Here is a 1,184-nt window from a genome sequence, read left to right as displayed (position 1 = left end):
AGCCTTAAGTGGTGGTTTCGGTCGTGCACTATTAACAAAACATGACCTAAAGTATTTCCATTTAATTAAGTCTTTGCCACTCAGTGACGATGATCTCATGATAATTTCTATTTTTAACAAGACTAGAAATCTATATACAGATAGTGACTTTGTTGATCGAGTTCTATTTGCAAGAATCGCAATAGAAAAATTAACTAAAAAGTTAGAGTGGAAGCTACCTCAAATTACAGAAAAATTCTTAGATGATGCTTTGAAGTTCATTGAATCAAATAAGGTTGAAAATGAAGAAATTAAAAACTTTTTTGTAGAAAATGTGATGAAAAAGAGAGAGCTAATTAAGGTTAATATTGAAAAGTATCTCAATGGCTTAAAGGATGCTCGCCATGCTTTAGCTCATGCTGGAGAGCAAAGTAATGACTTTCAGAATATTTGTTACTTTATGGCTTGGTTCCCCATAGCGTTCATGCTGTCTTTCGAGCCAAAAGAACCCGAGCAAGATTTTGTGCTTCGGACTATTTTCCTACTTGCAGCTTCTGGAGCAGACATTCAAAAGTGGCAAGAGAGGGAGTATACATTAACATCTTCAAAAAGAACGATACTTGAATCCTTTGAGCATATCTCGCGTGTCATGCCTAAACTAGTTTCAAGAGGTAATTGCGAATATATTGAGCTTTATTTAAAGGGGTTTAAAAGTTCAATAGCGCAAGAGAAAGCTAACAAGTGTGTCATGCAGGAATTTTAATAAAATGTCGCTGCGCTCCAAAACTTTTATTAAAATCCTCATACACAGGCGTTATAAGCCAGTTCAGATTGGGAGCGATACTTGAAAGTTGGTAAAAACTGCCCATATTGCATGAATGAAGCATTTACTCTGTCAGGAATGCAGTCAATAGTATTTACTATTGAACAGCAACAATTAGTTGATAGTGGAGTTCACCCAGTTAAATGTCCAAAGGGACATGAATTTGCTGTGATCTTCAAGGGTGCAAAATTTGAAGTTTTATTCGACCTTGCTCTTAACGCAATTAAAGATGGTTATAGTAGAGAAGCCGTTTCCTCATTTGCTTCTTCTTTAGAGCGGTTCTATGAGTTCTTTATTAGGTTTTGTGGATATAGTAATGGTTTAAACATGGAAGCATTTGACAAAGTCTGGAAAAATGTCTCAAACCAATCAGAAAGACAGC

2 protein-coding genes are annotated in these 1,184 nt (G+C 35.6%); both read left to right on the top strand.

Annotated elements, in window-relative coordinates; all coding sequences use genetic code 11:
* A partial coding sequence (locus L1D50_RS23015; protein WP_239966935.1) for a hypothetical protein occupies positions 1–742 on the top strand: 742 nt, incomplete at its 5' end.
* Between the two features lie 81 nt (positions 743–823).
* The coding region (locus tag L1D50_RS23010) for a hypothetical protein (RefSeq protein ID WP_239966934.1) at positions 824–1,184 on the top strand (361 nt) is incomplete at its 3' end.

This window comes from Pseudoalteromonas sp. Isolate6 (assembly GCF_022398435.1).
GTDB classification, from domain to species: domain Bacteria; phylum Pseudomonadota; class Gammaproteobacteria; order Enterobacterales; family Alteromonadaceae; genus Pseudoalteromonas; species Pseudoalteromonas galatheae.
The sequence above is the reverse complement of the archived record's forward strand: the minus strand, read 5'-3'. Positions and strand labels throughout refer to the sequence as shown.